Origin of the sequence: Sphingobacterium sp. UBA2480, assembly GCF_002341965.1 — a bacterium.
Lineage (GTDB): Bacteria > Bacteroidota > Bacteroidia > Sphingobacteriales > Sphingobacteriaceae > Sphingobacterium > Sphingobacterium multivorum.
In genome coordinates this window covers 48,030-64,466 of sequence record NZ_DDPA01000001.1, presented here as the reverse complement: position 1 = coordinate 64,466, position 16,437 = coordinate 48,030, and the positions used below count along the sequence as shown (strand labels likewise).

18 protein-coding genes and 1 pseudogene are annotated in these 16,437 nt (G+C 39.3%); all 19 read right to left on the bottom strand.

What is annotated here, in order from left to right; genetic code table 11:
• Positions 1-13 precede the first annotated feature (13 nt).
• Positions 14-1,528 (bottom strand): MauE/DoxX family redox-associated membrane protein, encoded by a 1,515-nt coding sequence (locus tag B3600_RS00260; protein ID WP_286751683.1) that lies wholly within the window; start codon positions 1,526-1,528, stop codon positions 14-16.
• 136 nt (positions 1,529-1,664) lie between these two features.
• A complete protein-coding gene (locus B3600_RS00255; protein WP_286751682.1) occupies positions 1,665-2,423 on the bottom strand; it encodes a helix-turn-helix domain-containing protein in 759 nt (252 codons plus the stop codon).
• Between the two features lie 281 nt (positions 2,424-2,704).
• Positions 2,705-3,181: a DUF3872 domain-containing protein gene (locus B3600_RS00250; RefSeq protein ID WP_286751681.1), complete on the bottom strand. Its 477-nt coding sequence runs from the start codon at positions 3,179-3,181 to the stop codon at positions 2,705-2,707.
• Positions 3,182-3,194: 13 nt separating this feature from the next.
• Entirely contained in the window at positions 3,195-3,752 is a 558-nt protein-coding gene (locus tag B3600_RS00245; RefSeq protein WP_286751680.1) for a conjugal transfer protein TraO, read from the bottom strand.
• A 10-nt stretch (positions 3,753-3,762) separates the two neighbouring features.
• Complete coding sequence (traN, locus tag B3600_RS00240) at positions 3,763-4,623, bottom strand: conjugative transposon protein TraN (RefSeq protein WP_286751679.1); 861 nt, start codon at positions 4,621-4,623, stop codon at positions 3,763-3,765.
• A 48-nt stretch (positions 4,624-4,671) separates the two neighbouring features.
• Positions 4,672-6,009, bottom strand: a complete 1,338-nt coding sequence (gene traM, locus B3600_RS00235) for a conjugative transposon protein TraM (protein WP_286751678.1) — start codon at positions 6,007-6,009, stop codon at positions 4,672-4,674.
• The gene (locus B3600_RS00230) at positions 5,999-6,271 is read right to left on the bottom strand and encodes a nitrogen regulatory IIA protein (RefSeq protein ID WP_286751677.1); all 273 of its coding nucleotides are present in this window, start codon (positions 6,269-6,271) and stop codon (positions 5,999-6,001) included. The genes traM and B3600_RS00230 overlap by 11 nt, the downstream gene beginning before the upstream one ends.
• 16 nt (positions 6,272-6,287) lie before the next feature.
• A complete protein-coding gene (gene traK, locus B3600_RS00225) occupies positions 6,288-6,911 on the bottom strand; it encodes a conjugative transposon protein TraK (protein ID WP_286751676.1) in 624 nt (207 codons plus the stop codon).
• A 2-nt stretch (positions 6,912-6,913) separates the two neighbouring features.
• Entirely contained in the window at positions 6,914-7,933 is a 1,020-nt protein-coding gene (gene traJ / locus B3600_RS00220; protein ID WP_286751675.1) for a conjugative transposon protein TraJ, read from the bottom strand.
• Between the two features lie 15 nt (positions 7,934-7,948).
• Complete coding sequence (locus B3600_RS00215; protein ID WP_376749769.1) at positions 7,949-8,581, bottom strand: DUF4141 domain-containing protein; 633 nt, start codon at positions 8,579-8,581, stop codon at positions 7,949-7,951.
• A gap of 21 nt (positions 8,582-8,602) precedes the next feature.
• Positions 8,603-11,178, bottom strand: a pseudogene (locus B3600_RS00210) (TraG family conjugative transposon ATPase).
• A gap of 8 nt (positions 11,179-11,186) precedes the next feature.
• Positions 11,187-11,543 carry a DUF4133 domain-containing protein gene (locus B3600_RS00205; protein WP_286751674.1) on the bottom strand — a complete coding sequence of 119 codons (357 nt, stop codon included), beginning with the start codon at positions 11,541-11,543 and terminating at the stop codon, positions 11,187-11,189.
• 4 nt (positions 11,544-11,547) lie between these two features.
• The gene (locus B3600_RS00200; protein WP_286751673.1) at positions 11,548-12,384 is read right to left on the bottom strand and encodes a DNA adenine methylase; all 837 of its coding nucleotides are present in this window, start codon (positions 12,382-12,384) and stop codon (positions 11,548-11,550) included.
• A 26-nt stretch (positions 12,385-12,410) separates the two neighbouring features.
• Entirely contained in the window at positions 12,411-12,719 is a 309-nt protein-coding gene (locus tag B3600_RS00195; RefSeq protein ID WP_241282555.1) for a DUF4134 domain-containing protein, read from the bottom strand.
• A 189-nt stretch (positions 12,720-12,908) separates the two neighbouring features.
• Positions 12,909-13,706: a hypothetical protein gene (locus tag B3600_RS00190; protein ID WP_286751672.1), complete on the bottom strand. Its 798-nt coding sequence runs from the start codon at positions 13,704-13,706 to the stop codon at positions 12,909-12,911.
• Positions 13,707-13,844: 138 nt separating this feature from the next.
• Positions 13,845-15,044 carry a hypothetical protein gene (locus B3600_RS00185; RefSeq protein WP_286751671.1) on the bottom strand — a complete coding sequence of 400 codons (1,200 nt, stop codon included), beginning with the start codon at positions 15,042-15,044 and terminating at the stop codon, positions 13,845-13,847.
• A gap of 28 nt (positions 15,045-15,072) precedes the next feature.
• Complete coding sequence (locus B3600_RS00180; RefSeq protein WP_286751670.1) at positions 15,073-15,474, bottom strand: hypothetical protein; 402 nt, start codon at positions 15,472-15,474, stop codon at positions 15,073-15,075.
• Between the two features lie 46 nt (positions 15,475-15,520).
• Positions 15,521-16,054, bottom strand: a complete 534-nt coding sequence (locus B3600_RS00175; protein WP_286751669.1) for a hypothetical protein — start codon at positions 16,052-16,054, stop codon at positions 15,521-15,523.
• Between the two features lie 85 nt (positions 16,055-16,139).
• Entirely contained in the window at positions 16,140-16,436 is a 297-nt protein-coding gene (locus B3600_RS00170) for a DUF3408 domain-containing protein (protein ID WP_286751668.1), read from the bottom strand.
• Position 16,437 lies beyond the last annotated feature (1 nt).

Genomic DNA, 16,437 nt, shown 5'->3' with positions numbered 1-16,437 from the left:
TCTCTGCCTACTCTTAGTGGAGGTTTTCGGCTTCCCCTCTTAAGTAATTTTTTTTGATGATATCGCGAATCCGGTACCTTACTACTTCGTCTCCACGCAGAACATACATATATTTCTCAGTTATCAAGAAATCGTGCATTTTCATCTCCTTTTTATTATAAATGTAAAAGCTTCCAATATATTCCTGGCGGTCGGTCCGATACATATCTATAACCTTTGCGGCTTTCCAAGCCTCTCTCGATTCAAGCTTACCCATAAGATCAGACTGGTTAAAGAGTACTCCACCGAATGCAACACTCTGACGGTTTACCTTCAACGGGGGTGCGTTCATTTTGTGTCTACCGTCAGCAAGTTTTGTTATTTTGATCTGGGCAATACGTGTTGTATCAATAGTATTGAACGTATTCTTTAACCTAAACCGATCATCCATAATTAGGTATTCATTTCTATAGAGGTAGGTGTAAATCAAGTTGTTCTGAGACTTATCATAAGTTATGTTTCCATCTACATCGAACACACCATCTATTTGCTTTTTTAAAAGCTCTGGAAATAACTTTATCTTAGGGTTTGAATTTAGATCAAGAAGTGCCAGTGTAAATTGTTTCGTCGCGCTGCTCTGTGTTCTCAGCGCAAACCGTGCTGTATCCAAAACAATAAGCTGATTAAAATAGGCATCTTGAAAACTTAAAGTTTTAGCGTTTGGATTTCCTAATTTACCACTGTAAATTATTGGTATAGTACCATCATAAAAATAGTAAAATCCATTATTTACCTGCATCCTCAAATTGGAAAATTTATGGTTCATATTATCTGGCTCGATCTTCATTAACTGCTCGTTGTTGAGTGCTGTATCTGCGGTTATCAGGATCTGCGGAAAGATCCTACTACCAAGATAGATATGTCCAGCATCATAACCAGCAAAATAATAGTCAGGATTACCCAAGTCCAGAATCTTTTTTTCCTCAATAACTGGATGCACGAGGAAGCGTCTTGTGAAATTATTTTCCTTTTTCACAATGTGCTCTGACCCTAGAAACAATACAATCACAATTCCGCAGCTCAGCACAGTTGTAATAGTGGTAAAAGCGAAAGTTGTGCGCATATTAAAACCGCGGTTCCTACTGAGCGCCACGATTGCTCCAAGAGATAATAAAACAAAGCAAATATTGAATATAAGATGTTCTTTCCAACCCAATTTTTCCAATATACCGCCACAACTACAAGGTATGAAATCACTATAATTCAATATGAGGTAGATGTAAATAGTGAAAGCGACCATTAATGCCAGAGAACCGTATAACGCTAGAAGCCTGCTTATGGGTAAACATAACGCAATTGCTACCAGAAATTCGATTATCAGGATCAGGTACGATATAATTCCCGCATAAGCACTTAATAAAGGAGACTGCGCAAGTTGTACCTGGAAGTTTTCAAAGTCCAACAACTTACTGGTAGCAGCATATATGAAAAGCAATGCAAGAAGAATGCTTACCGTCTGTACAAAATACTTTTTTATGAAGCTTATCATAATCATTGGCATTGATTATGACAAATTTCGGTGCTGTGCTAAAAATAAATATTGACAATATTGACAATTATATACCAATATGTGATAAAATTATACCAATATGCAACAAAAGTATGTACAATAGTAACTGAAGGAATTATAAATTAGCTAATCGAGGAATTGTTGTCAGACCGACACCATGACGTGTAAAAGCTTTATACATATTCTGATAATCCAAAAATCTGTTCTTAAATGCTACTTCCTTTAAGCTCATCGGTGTAAAGATTATATCGCCTGCAGCATCCAGCATCTTTCCCTTTAACCAGAAACTGTAGAAAGAATCACCAAAGCAGATTTTACAGTCACGTTGAAAATGAGTATAATTAAATCCTTTGGCTTCGATAAACTCCTTTAAAGTCTGACTATTATTGGGATTATATGATTCCAATATCTCCTTTACATAAATTACATTTTGAGGAGTGTTTTTAATTTCTTCTTTAGGTAAATTGAGATCAACTATGTGCAAAAAGCCCCTCTTTACACTCTCTGCCCGGCATAAACCTACAACCAAATGCATATTACTTTTATCCGTGTATCGCACCTGAACCGGAAATACATCATTAAAAACAGGTTTAGTTAGGTTAAGATTACGTAAGACCTCATTAATCGACTGATCATAATCATTGTCTTCGGCAAAGCTATAATAACCAAAATGATCTCTGGTAAACGCATTTTCCGGTATGAATTCAAGGTTTTTTAAAAAAGAAAAATAAAAATCAGTAACGACTTTAAAGTGATTTGATATTACATGCAGATCAGAAAAAAGTACTGCGGACTTTACAAAATTTAGTTTGCAAAAAACAGATAGATTTTGCTCAGCTAAAGCATCCAATAATGAGACGATGTAGAAATTCATTGTATCTTCTTTTGTTATCTTAAAAGACCGATGTCAGCGTCAGCAATAAAATAAGTTTCCGTATAGTGTAATTTATGGTCTATCGTATGGTTAATTTAATCTTTTTACCCTAATAATGAAATAATAATGTACAAATCACATTTAATGTGCCCCGAACTTAATGGCCAAACTATTAATTGTAACAAGAAAGGACAGCCTATTGGCTGTCCTGACAAGCATGCTTCCACTCTGGTAGTGTATGGTTTCTGCTTTACAAATATCAAAAAATTTATGAAAACAAATTATCTAACTGGCCCAATAATGATCGGACCTAGCTTTTTGTTATTAAATTGAAAAGAAATTTGCTTTTCATTACCAAAACTATCAACTATCCAAACGTCAAATTGTTGTGAAACTAAAGATTCTGATGTATAATACAGACGAAATTCTTTTTCCGCCAACGGATACAAATCGTTTGGCAAATAAGGTTTATATCCTGCATAATTTAAACTACCTTGCCCATCATTTTGAAAATATCTTAGCCTGTACGTATTACCTGTGTAGTTTCCAGAGGAAATTATGGAAAAGCGTATTTCCACACTTTCACCAATCCCGATCTCCTTTGGAACAGGCATCACCTTCACTTCAAAAGGAAAAACCTCCTGCACATCCAAAACCTCTTTCTCACAGCCGGAAAGTAATGCAATTCCCAGAATTGCAATAAAGCCTAAAAAAACCGATCCTATCGACATTTTCATAGTATTAAATATATTTTTCATTATTCTCTGATTTTCAAAAATTAAAACGTAAACCGACCCCCGTTGATGGTCTAAATTTCTCCAGATCGGTGCCCCATAATATCCTGATCCGACTTTGCAGCATAAAAACAACCCGGTCTGAAATATAGGTCTCCAACGACAATCGGCCTCCAGTACCAAAAACAAATCCATTTTGGTTTTTCAGAACTCCACCGTCCAAAAGGATGCTATCTCCCCTATTCACAGATTCGTAGCCACCGATACCCGTTAAAGCTCCGTTTAATGTTATAAACTTTTTTGAATCGGAAAGAAGCTTTATACTATAGCCAACCTCTCCAAAGTAGTTTTCTAAAGGGATTTCCCAATTTTTATAGTCTACGGCCTTCTTTTGATATTCAAGCCCCCAGATCCAGTAGTTGCCGTGCTTTGCAAAACTGTTCAATGTCAGATTGATATAGAAATTTTTGCCGACTTTATCTGTATTTAAAAGTCCCGCATTAATTTCCAAAGATTTCTGTTTATACACCATGCGTTGCGCACACAATGGACTGCTCATAATGGCTAGTACCAAAAAGATGATATACTTTTTCATGATTCCCTGCTTATTGCTTAATCTTGATATTCATTTCAGATACAGGCTTTGCTGTCACCAGGTCCGAATTCTCAACCTCCAGCACCTGGTTTCTTGCTCCATTTTTTTCAAAAATTTCAATCCGGAGTACCTGCTCATCGGTGATTGTAAACTGATCAAGAAGTATCACGTTGCCAGCGATCGAATTATCTGAGATTACATCAAGACCTGGATACTGCCGTAAAGGAACTAATTGTTTTTCCTGAGAAACCGTCCTTTTTGCAATTTGCTTATCCTCGATTTTATAGGTACAAAAATCTACCACAAAAGGTACGTTCGATCTATTTTTCACTTCCAGATGGAAGTAAAACTTACCGTTATGCACGTAGATACCCTTCAGAAGCGACTGGATTCCATACGATTTGGAAGCGATGTGACGGACATATCTTTTATTCTGCTGATATATAGTTTTTAGCGCAACTTCTGTTAAAGATGGTGGATTAAAGCCAAGCTCTTCAAATTGAACGTTTCTTCCTTCCTCACGCTCAAGGTCATTTTTCATTTTCTTAAGATCGTAACTTAAGGTGTATGGATCAGCATTATAGATAACATTAAAGCTATAAAAATGCCCATCCTCCGTAATTACGGTAAAGTTGGTTTCCTCTGCAAAATCCTTGACCGCTGCCTTTATACGAAGAACGTTCTGAGCGTCCTCTGCCTTCTCAGCAATCAGATAACTTGATCCCAGATCTGTGTACCTGATAGCTGATGGAAAAATAAGGTGGCAGGTTTTGTTATATGTTACTTCCAGCCTAAAAGGGTCTACCCTTCCCTGTTCGAGGGACTGCTGACCAAAGGTCTTGATAAACAGTCCCACAAAAAGCAGTATCATAAGTATATTTTTAATTGTTATCATAGTATGATTATTATTGTTAATACATTAATTTTTGTTGAGCAGCAATACTTCAAGACCTGAGGGCACTGTTACCTTGACAGCTCTTAATTTTTTCGAAAAAAACCCAGAGACACCCTGTATCAAGCCCCTGCTCAGATCACTTGCAACCTGCTGTCCCGCCGAGCGCGACATTGAAATGTTCATTCCGGAACTCTGGCTCATGTTCGCCGCTATTTCTCCTGCAGCGTTGATCTCATCCGATCTTGGTACAAGCAAACCAAGCTGCCCATCTGTCCCATAAACAAGCATTTCAACTGGCATTATATTTCCCGAAACTTTAACTGAGCTGACCTTTAACTGTAACCTGTTTCCCTGAAATTTTGTCTCGGCAACCAATTCTGTTCCTATGGGTATATTACGGCCGCCGATACTTGCATTTTCAGATAAACGTAACTTAAGTGCCCCCTCTCCTGACAATGTTTTCGTTTCCACCACCATTGCACGAATACTGTTTTTGGCAATATCACTCTGGACAACTTGTCCAGGCGTAATAAAGTCTATATTACGCTCACCGATCCCATTTAAAATCTCCGTTGCTTCCTCTTCCCGGTGCAAGGCTGATACTACATTCTTCTTTATACCTTTCAAACTTTCGGTTTTCGCTTTTTTGACAGGTAAAGTTGCTGTTTTCACTGCTGTTGAATCAGTAGATAAACCGGCATTGGCTACGGGACTACCCTGTAGACCGTTAGCTGAGGGAAGATAGCGGGAAGCCATTTCGTACGATTTTTCCATTAGTGCAAGCTGGTCCTTATAGGTCGGTGCCTGCGGAACATCTTTTTCTGAAAGGCGATCTTTGAGTTCATCGACCTGTTTGCGCAGCGCCAATTTTTCGCGGTCATCATCCCTATAAAACGAACCAAGCGTTTGCTGTGCATGCTGATAGCTGCTCAAGGAATTATTCTGTGGACCGCTGCTCATTGCATATCCTGTTGAGTTGCTTCCAATAACTTTTGCCACCGGAACTTCACCGCTAGCAGAGGTATCGGTGCTATTCCAATAATCTGACAATGACATCAGTGAATTGCGCTTCGCGGCTTCCCTCTCCTCTATCATTTCCTTCTCATAAGCTTTCTGTTTATCCGCCTGCAGCCCCTTGTCTGTTGCCTCAGGAACTGCATTTTTTAACCCTTTATCTTTATTTTCCTCGCCTCCGTTTTTAGGCTTAAAGATTAAATAAAGGCATGCGATAAAAACCACTGCCATCAAGCCAAAGATTATCGGTTTTTTATATTTGTCTTTTTTTGAGGAACTGCCTTCTCTGCCTTCTGCAGAATCATCATCCACAATAAGACTAACTCGCTTATTCTCTTTATCTTCCATTCTCGATATGTTTAGAATTTGTGACCGAATCTTTCTGAGAGGATTCATTATGAATCACAGCCGGTACTTCGATGTGACTAATGTCAATTTTATCACCTCTGCCCAGATCATAAAAGACCTTGACAAGTACACCTACACCCATAAGCAGGTAGAATGCGAATAGATAAAGTACATATCTGATCTGCTTTTTGACTGGTAAATTCCGCCATCTTAAATCGAGCTTATCAAGCTCATTATCAATTGCTGTTCTAATATTTTTCATGTTCTAAATTTTACATCTATCGCTCTATTACTTCCTCATCCTTATTGGAAAGGACTGAGAACTTTAAAATCTGGAAGCCCTGTGGATTGCTGTCTGACCGAACACTATTGAGTAAATTGCAGGACGTTATAAGGCTCCTTCTGGTTAGATTACTGGACCGGATAATAAACTGCTTGGCGTAAGTGGTCACAGAATAAGGGTAAGTATTAAAATCACAGATAACACTGTCCACTTCAATTCGCTGCTGAATGTTCCCGGATATGACCCTGTTATAATAACCCTTTTCCGAAAGATCACGATAATAATCAAAAGCACTTTTGTCCGCCAGATCGAATGCCCGTTTCATATTGCTTTCAATCGCTGCCTTATCTGGTGCCAGTGTGAAAAAGAGCTCATGGAACCTCCTAACATGCTCGCGTGCCTCTACGGGGCGATTTATGCTTGCATCTTGTGACAGCGCCAGCATCAGCGATTTTCCTTGATCCAGGACATATATTTTCTCCCGTTGTGCCGAAGCAAAGGAATAAGATTTCCACACGGCAAAGGCTGCCACCACAAGACACAGTATCGCAAAGACAATTGCGTATAGCCTGATCTGTTTGAAGCTGTTTTCTATATTTCTTAGCGTTCTGAATTCCATAATCAATTGCTTTTTTGTCCACCACTTTTATTATCAAGTAATTCTCCGCCAATATTCCCCACGACCGCTCCAGCCGCTGCTGCCCCGACATTTCCTGTACGCATTGCCGCTTGACTAACGTTGCGGGTAAAATTGCCTGCTCCGCCGGCCTGAATGATCCAGCTGGTAACGGTAGGAACAGTGAAGTATCCTACAATTCCGATAATCATAAAAATCAGGTAAACGCTATTCTCAGGATCAGGGACAAATGAAGGATCACTTAATAGCTCTATGTCCCGTTGCACACTCATGGCATTGATTTTTGCCAGCATAGCGCTAAATAGATCAGCGACTGGAAGCCACAGATAAACACTGATATATCTGCTGAGCCACTGGGTAAGCGTACTCTGAAATCCGTCCCATACAGATATGGCAAATGCAATCGGTCCTAGTATCGAAAGAACTATTAAAAAAAAAGTCCGTATAGTATCCACGACCAGTGCCGCAGCCTGAAAAAGAAGTTCGAGGATTTCCCTTAGTTCTTTTTTAATTTCCTGTTTGATATTGTAGACTGCTTGATCACGGTACATACTGACCATCGTTGCTATATCATCAAATGACCAGCCCAGATCATCGAGCTTTTTGTCAAACTCCTCATCGGAGACCAGATATGCGGTAGCCGGGTTTCTCAGCATTGCTTCCTTTTCAAGAATATCTTTCTGCTGCTGCAGGGTATTGAGATCCAGAACCTGCCCTTCCAGCATGGAATGAGTTCCTTTAACGATCGGACTCAGCACACCATTGATAGTACCTAATACAATTGTCGGAAAGAACATAATACATAGGCCGATCGCAAAAGGTCTTAGTAAAGGAAAGACATCAATAGGCTCTGCCCGGCTTAAAGCTTGCCATACTTTTAAAGCCACATAAAATAATGCTCCCAATCCGGCAACCCCTTTTGCTACTACGGCCATCGTTTCAGACAAGGGCATCATCTCATCGTAGAGACCCCGTAAAATCTCATGTAAGTTGTTAAATTCCATAAGGCTAAGAATTAATTACCAATATTTTTGATTAGCGGTTCCATAAAGATCCATGACACGCTTGGTATCATTCTGCTTTCTAGCACGAAGAATACTGACAGAAATATTTTTATTGGTATAATATCTTACAAGGCTGTGATATTCTTTAACTTCTTTATATACGCGGTCAATAATCTCCATACGCTCCTTGTCATTCAGTGAAAGACTGCTTGAACTCACAATTTGCTTAAGTTCTTTCAGCAGTTCCGTACTCTCGTTTAGAAGCGCGGAATAACCATTTCCTATCGCAACCAGCTCGGCGGCAGAAAAATTCTTATCATTAAGCATTTTTCCGAAATTGTTAACGTATAGGTTGCTTACATCCCCGACCAGTAGCACAGTCTGCTGAACTTTTCTTGCATCTTTAACCAGGTTATTGACAGCTTTAAGCTTGTCGTAATACTCCTTGCCCTGTTCATACACTTTCTTGACTTCATTGAAGTTTTTGACCACATTGCTTACTGTACTTGATGTCTGTACTATTTCATTGGCTGAGTTCAAAATCCCTGAAGCCAGATTGGTTGGATCAGTAACTACCCATTGCGCATTTGCCTTTTGTGTGATGACAAGTGATAATGTCATCAGCACGGTCATTAATAAATTTTTCATTCTTTAAAATTTTAGGATTATTTAATTTTTTGAATTGTCGGTGGGCGAAAGCCCTTTGATTTTACGAAGCGAAATCTTTTTGATGGCTGCCTCCACGTCCCCGCCCATTTCATGGGCTAGATCCATCACTTCCATTTTCTCCGATTCCTCTGTAGTATATGTCAAGTATTCCTGCTGGCTGACTTCTGTGGCGTAAACTGCGGAGTGTGTTCCTCCCAGACCAATCCATACCTCTTTATATTTTCTTGAAGGATCATTATCCTGATTTATTGAAAGTATCTGTGATTTCTCCCGTTCAGTCAGTCCGAGCATTTTTTGGATGTCGTCAAATTTGTTGGCGTATTTCCGCTGGTCGAGTAAAATCTTGCAGTCACTATTATTGATGATAGTTTCCTTTACAATCGGAGATTGTATAATATCGTCCACCTCTTGGGTGACTACAATTGCTTCACCGAAAAACTTTCTTACCGTCTTAAAAAGATACTTTATGTACTCTGCCATTCCTTCTTTCGCTATGGCCTTCCACGCCTCTTCTATCAAAATCATCTTACGGATACCTTTTAACCGGCGCATCTTATTGATAAATACCTCCATGATGATAATCGTTACCACCGGAAACAGGATTTTGTGGTCCTTTATCGCATCAATTTCAAATACGATAAATCGTTTGTTCAGAAGATCAAGCTCCTTATTGGAATTAAGTAAATAGTCATATTCTCCGCCTTTATAATATGGTTCCAGCACATTTAAAAAGTTAGCCAGATCAAAATCTTTTTCCCTCACCTCCTTCGCTTGTAGCACCTTTTTATAATCAATTTTGACGTATTCATAGAATCCATTGAAGCAAGGGGTTTCGCTATTATTTTTGATCCGTTCGATATATCCGGAAACAGCGTTCGACAAGGCTACTTCTTCACTCCGTCTTGGAGCTTCATCATCTCGCTTCCATAATGTCATGATCAAAGTCTTTATGCTTTCTCGCTTTTCAATATCAAACACATTATCATCCGTGAAGAAGGGATTGAATGAAATCGGGTTGTCTTCCGTGTATGTGAAATAGACACCGTCTTTGTCTTTTGTCTTACCTTTTATCAGTTCGCATAATCCCTGGTATGAATTACCAGTATCTACCAATAGTACATGAGTACCTTGCTCATAATACTGTCTCACCATATGATTGGTGAAGAATGATTTTCCACTTCCATTTTTTGGGTGGGCTGGCGGGCTATTCAGTTAAGAATAACCCGCCAACCCCCAGATGGGCCTAGAATGAAACGGTTTCTATTCGTGATAATCCCCTTTTTCATCGGCAAATCACTGAGGTCTACGTGTACCGGTTTCCCTGTCAGCCTATCTGCAAGCTTAATCCCAAATGGCGACAGCGAATCCTGATAATTTGTCTCTTGGGTAAAAAAACATAATGCTGGTTCGATGAAGGTATAAAAGGATTCTTCGGCGGGGAAATCACCCGCATTGCCAGGAATACCCGCCCAAAATAAAGTAGCAGCATCGACCGTATTATGGCGGGGCTTGCATTCCATCAGCGCAAGCGCACTTCCGACATCATTTTTCAGGTTTCGAAGTTCCTCGCGGTCCTCACTCCATGCAAATACATTATAATGTGCCCTGATCGATGGTGAACCGTGAGAATGTGCTTCATTAAGATAACGTTCGATCCATTCCTTGTTTATCTGGTTTGCCCGGCTATAGCGAGCCAGTGAGTGCATATTCCTGGCTGACTTCTCAAATTTCTTCAGGTTTTCTGAACTGTTATCAATAAACAGATACTGATTGTAGATATGGTCACAGCTGAGCATCAGTCCAACAGGGCTTGCAAAGGACAGCATGCAGTCACTTCGATCTGTGGAAAGCCTGTCATAACGGCTACAGTCAGAAACGGTTCCGGGAAGATCATCCGTATTTGATAAGGTGTGGAGGACCATTTTTTTGCTACCGATCCTAAGTTCTTCCGCTCCTAATGCTATATCCTGCAAAACAGGATTATTCTCGCGGGACAGCGTAAAATACTGTTCCAGAATTCCTGTCTGACCATCAGTCCCCAAAATTTCGCCTTCACCGATCTGATCCATTGTTATATGACCACTGTCATTAATAATCCGCTGGAATTGGCTGACCGATTCCAGAAAACGTCGCATTCCTTCTTTATCCCGTATTTCCTTAGGCACAAGATTACCCTTGCACAAACTACTGAAATTGCTCTGCGACTGCATCCGCGACTTTGTCGTTTTTGTCAGAAAAACGTAGCAGTAGTGGTTTAAGAAGGGACGTTCATTAAAGTGGAGCTGGAAGGAACGTGACAAAAAACTGTGTTCATTTTTTTCTAGGTCCGGTTGATATTGCTCTTTCAGGTACCAGTCCTGCTTGTGCAGGATACTATAATCTGGTAAAGTTTTGATCGCTTTACACCACGAAGAATGAATAGATTCATACACATCCGTGCCTACCGTGAAAATTTCAGGTAGCCGTACCCGGAAACAAACCGTAAGATCTCCTTCTTTCGATATGATGCAATTGTTCTCAATTGCAAGAAGGGGAAAACGGCTTTCTAAAGTTGTGGTCTTAGAAATATTTCTCATGATATCGTTTAAGAATTAGCGTTAAAATTTTGATTATTCTCACCTCTAGCTGTTGGAGAATTTAGGTAAGACTGCACAGGTTTACGGGTGATGATATACTGTGGGTGCTTTCTTTTCGCACCATGCTTCATCAGTCCATGTTCACCGTACCGGTTGTTCAGGCTGAAAGTTTTCCAAACGATCACCGATGCAGATATGCAGCCCACCGAAAGGCAGAGATACATATTTACGTTGGCCATGTACAGCACCATTACGAGGATCAGCACCAATAATAATCCTCCGGCAAATCCGAAGAGATATTGCGCTTTCAACCCCTTAAATTCAACTGTACAGCCGATTCCCTTATTGATGTTAAAGGTTTTCATGTTCTTAAGATTTAAAATTTAGGGTTCCTTGCACAATCGCTAGGTCATAGTTGGCGGTAAGTACTTCAATCTTTTTCTTTGCCACTTTTCCCGAATGTTTATCGACCAGCACCTCTTTCTGCATTTGTACAGTGTGCCAGTCAAAATCCCGGCTGAATCTGTTAAGGATATCACTCGGATAACTGCTCAAAAGAAATTTTCCCTTTGCATGTGATAGGCACAAAAGCAGAGATTCAAAATCATCTTTACTGTACCCATCGTAATGACCGCAGTCGCTATTAAAATAAGGCGGATCACAATAGTGAAATGCCTTTTCGTGATCTCGCGAATTGATAATTCTAATGGCATCCGTATTTTCGATCTGGACATTCTGCAGACGTATTGCATATTGCTCGGAAAATGAAGTGCGCTTATTGCTCATTCTTCTGGAAGAGGTCTGATCACGAACATCATATCCCCACGAATCACCGATCTTTGCACTAAAAGACTGATTACATAACACCCATACTGCCCAGGCACGTTGTAACCTATCAAAGAGATGAGGATTGTTATAGATCACCAGAGCATCGCTATGAAGCGATCTGCTGTGAAGTGTAATCCGTATCATTTTTTCCAGCTCTACAAACTGATTTTGGACAATCTCATAGAAGTTGATCAACTCACGGTTGCAATCGTTGATCACCTCAACCTCAGACTTGGGTTTCGACCAGAATATTGCGCCGCCACCAACAAATGGTTCCACATAAGTGTAATGTGGTGGTATTAGAGGAATAATGATCCTTGCCAGCTGCTGCTTTCCGCCATAGTATGTCAGTGGCGTAACCATCTTACTTTTTGCCATAATTGAAAAGATTTAATAGCATCAGCCTAAAGGAAAAATGATCGTAAGATAGTTGCTGCGACGATCAAGAATATACATGCCCCAAACCAGCTGGCCGCTGTCTTTGAGGTATCAGGATCCCCCGAACTGAATTTGTTGTACACCTTCACTCCACCGATGAGCCCGACCACTGCACCGATCGCATAGATCAGTTTGGTCGCGGGATCAAAGTAACTTGTGACCATCTGTGTCGCCTCTTGAATGCCCGCTGCACCATTTCCCTGTGCAAATACCTCATTGCTGGCAAGTGAAATCAACAGCAACCCAAGCAAAATTTTTTGTTTTGATTTTTTCATGTTTCATTACATTTTAAGTTTGTAATACCCGTTTCTACGGGCTTGGAAACAAAGGTGTTCGAGATTAGATCAGATTTGGGGGCAGGTGGTATTAGACGTACTAAGTTTGCCGTTGATGTCCTAATCGGACTTAGGAAAACAAAAAAAAACCGCCAGACTGGAAAAGTCTGGCGGTCGTACTACTATGTGCTACAATTTCCGTCCCTTCTTATTTTCTTTATTTTCATTTCTTTTTTTTACTGCATCCTTGATGGGCTGTTTGAGTTTATTTTCGGAAATAATTTGATCGATTCCTGACTTATTCCATGGGATCACGTCGGCCTTAAAGTCAAGCCGAAGACCCGTTTCTTTTAAGCCTTCTATTTCCCCCCACCCCCATTTTCGATTCCACCCTACCGGATCAAGGGTCTTCACAAATGGTATTTCAACAAATAATAGGTCTTTTGGATATTCTACAACTTTATCCCATTCGATCTTCCCTATTTCATGTGTTCGTGGGTTATACGGAAATGCATATGTATTTTTTTCGTCAACATACCAGTCCTCCAGCTCATCAAAACTTATCCCCATCGTCGAAAAATCATCCTTGGGCCGTAAAAGATCTATCCGGGCATCTGCATAAAAGATATGGCCACCAATTTCAATTGTTGGAAGTTCTCCATTTTTAATTCGTCTTGTTAATGCCTTCTGATCGACCATAAGCTCAAAATCGCTCAGTAAGAGGATTTCCTCAACAGCTTTATTATATTTCTCAGCCATCTGCTTAGGGGCCAGTGTAACAAATTGCGGAGGAATTATGGTTAAATCCTGTCTGCTTGTCTTGTCGAAATGATCAAAGCGGTATCCTGCTTCCCCCAGATCTATAATATCCTCCAATGTGTAGCGGTTTTCTGGATTAGCCCTTTCTCGAAATTCGAATTTCTCCACATCAACGATAAACTCAATTCCGTAATCTGGATCTGTATAGATCGGTAGTTCTTTTCCCATAACTCAGCATTTTATTATTTTTTATTAATGTAATTGCTGAGCTAAAGTCTGCCGTAACACAAAATATTTAGTTAATTATAGAAGACTGAGGTACTATTTTTCCGTGGTTTTCCTATCAAATATCAAAAATATCTACATTCAAAATTTTGGCTGCTTCCCTTTCTGGGGATTCTCAATTGTTGATTTTTCATTTTTCGGGAATTTTTTCGCCTCTATTTTACCTTGCGAATGGTACAGTTCAAGATATTGATTTATCGAAAGAGCATTACTCAATACTGAGCTATTGGATATAATATTAGGATTATCCGCAAGAATATCAATATACTTCATTGCTTCATTTATACCTTGCTCAATATTGTTAATAGACTGTTTAGAAGAAGGGATGATTACCTGCGCATTTTCGGGCTTGTTGTTTTTTTCAAAGATTACAGTCAGGTTTTTATCAAGATGGCGACTTTCATTACTACTTGCAATAATATAATTCCGGTATTCTTTTAGCGTAAAATCAGGATCATTTTCTGAGATCAGGATCAAGGTCTTCAGTTCTGGATTTTTAACAGTAAAATCACTGTTTAGCAAAGCGTTTCCATTGATCTGCTGTTGTGACGGTTCGGCAATATGAAACATTTTAAGATCCTGATAATATAGTTCAAGATCTGTAAGGAAATGAAAATTATTGATAACTGCAATTGGATCTAAGTTTGTAAGGTCCGGAATTTTATATTCTATTAAATTTTCGACCGTTTGATCTCGAAGCAGATCGACGATACGGCCGTCATTCATATTGCAGTCTAAGTAATAGCAACTTTCATCATCAATAAAATAATCATACCGATACTCCGCTAGGTTTATTCTATCTATAGCACCATTTACTGGTCGAAGTGAATTAGCTATAGCATCTATTTCATAAACTATACCCGCAATATCAATTTTTACGCGTTCACCAGATATCCTTCGTCTGAGGACATCCTGATCCACGATGATGTCAAAATCAGTTTTATTTTTAATGTCATCCACGCTACAGCCGTATTTCCGCATCATACCTTCCGGATCAATCTCAGCAATTCGTGGAACGCTTACTTTTACTGTTGAGTGAGCAAATTCTTCCTTACTTCTTTCGGATTCGTTAAATATATCATCTGCGGGTCCCAAACGTCTTTCCGTAGGAGTATTTTTATTGATTTTACTGTAAAAAAATTCGTAATGCGTAAGATGGTCAAGCATTTCGTTGAAAAACAGGAGATTATTTGGATCATTTTTTTCAATTAAAACTAAATTATCAATATTAAATTGAAATATAGTATCACATATTTCCATTTCAGGTAGGTTCACTTCCATAATTTCAATAATATATATCAATATCTCTTTACATCCCCCTACCCTTTTTCCGGGATTTAATTAGGGACTGCGCATCTTTATTTTCCATCCTTTTCAAAGCGACCTCAGATAAGATCTGGCCCACAACTTCTTTTATTGGCATCGGAACAGAAACTGACCTATCTTGCTCAATATCTTTTTTATTCGTCACTTCTGATAACCAATCAATATAATTTCTGGCATCTTCGATATTAACAGGTTCCATTTTCCTGTAGCCTATACTTTTTGAATCATCAAGTCCGATGTAAAATCCATAGTCGGGAAAATCAAGCTTATCATAAACAATGATAATATTGTCAATTGATTTTTGTGAAACATTATTTTTATGACTGGCTATTATCTGACCTTTGTATTCTTCAATTATATAATCAGGATCATCCTTTGCTATCATTGTTGCTTTATTTATTGTTACTAATTAGTGCCTTTCAAATTCAGCATCAAATAAAGTCCCCGATATCGAAATTGTCCAGTGCAGTATTCTGGTCCTCTTTCGGAATAAAAATATGTTTTTCCGATAACGACTTGTCCAAAAGTCTGGCAATCTTCTGAGAAGCTCCATCAATAGACAGTTGCATCATAGCAAGAAATTCTGTTCCCTCAATTTTTTGGATGATGTTCCTAGTTTCCTCTTCTTGCGCTGCATCCAGACTGTCCTTCTGCAACAGGTTCCCAACTTTTGTCAGTTCATTTAAGGAAACTGCCTGTCCAAACCGATCATCATCCGGTGGAATATCATCGGAATCGTTAGAGTCTTCTATATTAAACTTAGAGGCACTTTCTTCTTCCTGGTCATTTTCGATTGAATCGTTGTTACCCTCATCCACCTTATTTACTAACATTTGCTCAATCAGCTTTTTCCTGTTGGCAAGCCAGACGGGTGCTTTTTCCTTTTCAGGAATTGCTACCCTACCGATGACATGCGGTTCAGCTTCCTGCTCAACCTTTCGATATATTTTCCGCTGAGGTTTCATAAACCTAACCTTGTCAAGCAACAATAGTATAATCACGACAATTAGGCAAAACAATATTAAAATCTGCATTAAACCCTCCATGATCTTAGAAAAGGGGTTTTGATTTGTCGTTAAATTCCTTCACCAGGATTTCCGCAAATAGCGCGAAATGATGCCTCAATATGTTATCAAGCAACGCATATAAAGGTATTTTATCCTCACCTATTACATTCGCAATTCTCGATAATCTGGTGTGATGCTCACCGCTAACATAGATGCTCTTATCTCCACGCTTATCCATGAAGCTATCTGATAGGAATAGTGATTCATATTTCACATTTTCATACGCTATCTGCTGATGGAGCTTTACGGTAACTTCAAACTGATTTTTTTGCTTTTTCATC

Bases quoted from the DNA above. Each gene is read 5' to 3' on its own strand.
- traJ (WP_286751675.1), bottom strand. From the start codon at position 7,933: ATGGAATTTAACAACTTACATGAGATTTTACGGGGTCTCTACGATGAG.
- B3600_RS00260 (WP_286751683.1), bottom strand. From the start codon at position 1,528: ATGATAAGCTTCATAAAAAAGTATTTTGTACAGACGGTAAGCATTCTT.
- B3600_RS00205 (WP_286751674.1), bottom strand. From the start codon at position 11,543: ATGAAAACCTTTAACATCAATAAGGGAATCGGCTGTACAGTTGAATTT.
- B3600_RS00180 (WP_286751670.1), bottom strand. From the start codon at position 15,474: ATGATAGCAAAGGATGATCCTGATTATATAATTGAAGAATACAAAGGT.
- traK (WP_286751676.1), bottom strand. From the start codon at position 6,911: ATGGAATTCAGAACGCTAAGAAATATAGAAAACAGCTTCAAACAGATC.
- B3600_RS00185 (WP_286751671.1), bottom strand. From the start codon at position 15,044: ATGGAAGTGAACCTACCTGAAATGGAAATATGTGATACTATATTTCAA.
- traN (WP_286751679.1), bottom strand. From the start codon at position 4,623: ATGATACTGCTTTTTGTGGGACTGTTTATCAAGACCTTTGGTCAGCAG.
- B3600_RS00245 (WP_286751680.1), bottom strand. From the start codon at position 3,752: ATGAAAAAGTATATCATCTTTTTGGTACTAGCCATTATGAGCAGTCCA.
- B3600_RS00195 (WP_241282555.1), bottom strand. From the start codon at position 12,719: ATGAAAAAATCAAAACAAAAAATTTTGCTTGGGTTGCTGTTGATTTCA.
- B3600_RS00255 (WP_286751682.1), bottom strand. From the start codon at position 2,423: ATGAATTTCTACATCGTCTCATTATTGGATGCTTTAGCTGAGCAAAAT.
- traM (WP_286751678.1), bottom strand. From the start codon at position 6,009: ATGGAAGATAAAGAGAATAAGCGAGTTAGTCTTATTGTGGATGATGAT.
- B3600_RS00215 (WP_376749769.1), bottom strand. From the start codon at position 8,581: ATGAAAAATTTATTAATGACCGTGCTGATGACATTATCACTTGTCATC.
- B3600_RS00230 (WP_286751677.1), bottom strand. From the start codon at position 6,271: ATGAAAAATATTAGAACAGCAATTGATAATGAGCTTGATAAGCTCGAT.
- B3600_RS00170 (WP_286751668.1), bottom strand. From the start codon at position 16,436: ATGAAAAAGCAAAAAAATCAGTTTGAAGTTACCGTAAAGCTCCATCAG.
- B3600_RS00200 (WP_286751673.1), bottom strand. From the start codon at position 12,384: ATGGCAAAAAGTAAGATGGTTACGCCACTGACATACTATGGCGGAAAG.
- B3600_RS00175 (WP_286751669.1), bottom strand. From the start codon at position 16,054: ATGAAACCTCAGCGGAAAATATATCGAAAGGTTGAGCAGGAAGCTGAA.
- B3600_RS00250 (WP_286751681.1), bottom strand. From the start codon at position 3,181: ATGAAAAATATATTTAATACTATGAAAATGTCGATAGGATCGGTTTTT.
- B3600_RS00190 (WP_286751672.1), bottom strand. From the start codon at position 13,706: ATGGGAAAAGAACTACCGATCTATACAGATCCAGATTACGGAATTGAG.